Annotated in this window: 1 protein-coding gene; it reads right to left on the bottom strand. The window is 42.2% G+C overall.

Annotated features, from left to right (window positions below; all coding sequences use genetic code 11):
• Positions 1 to 69: 69 nt before the first annotated feature.
• Positions 70 to 525: a hypothetical protein gene (locus MARLIPOL_RS09530; protein ID WP_012140689.1), complete on the bottom strand. Its 456-nt coding sequence runs from the start codon at positions 523 to 525 to the stop codon at positions 70 to 72.
• Positions 526 to 548: the final 23 nt, after the last annotated feature.

Genomic DNA, 548 nt, shown 5'->3' on the forward strand with positions numbered 1-548 from the left:
TAACGCCCGGCTCACGCGCCGGTTTGGAGCCGCGAAGCGGCGGAAAATTGGTCGCCGTGCAGCCGATTGTTAGAAAGCTTTTTTGTAGGCTATGTTGCTAAATGCGCTTATTTTATTAGCAATTTCATCTACGTCTTGGCCAAAAAACTCGCCCACCTTGTACTTTTTATTCGTGTCAGTGACCAGCCATAATATCGGATATGAGACATGTTGCGTCCTATGCATCCGTGCTGACATATGTATTTTTGAAAAAGGCAGAGTTTCTTTGCGACACAACCCAAATAAAGTTAGTCGGTGGTAAGCGTTATTCGATCTGGGCTCAATTATTGTTTCTACTCTGTATGTAAGGATTGCCCCAAACATGATCATCCCTAGTACACATACAGAAATCATGATTGGCTCTGGATAGTATTCGATGATTCCTAATATAAAACCTCCCAGCATAAAGACCGACATTATCTTTATCCAACCTTGAACGCGATAAGAGATGTATGCTTTATCTTCCGTTAAATCTAATTTTGTCATCCCATGCCATACCTTCTAACGCT

Origin of the sequence: Marinobacter lipolyticus SM19 (assembly GCF_000397065.2) — a bacterium.
Classification (GTDB): domain Bacteria; phylum Pseudomonadota; class Gammaproteobacteria; order Pseudomonadales; family Oleiphilaceae; genus Marinobacter; species Marinobacter lipolyticus.

Bases quoted from the DNA above. Each gene is read 5' to 3' on its own strand.
- MARLIPOL_RS09530 (WP_012140689.1), bottom strand. From the start codon at position 525: ATGACAAAATTAGATTTAACGGAAGATAAAGCATACATCTCTTATCGC.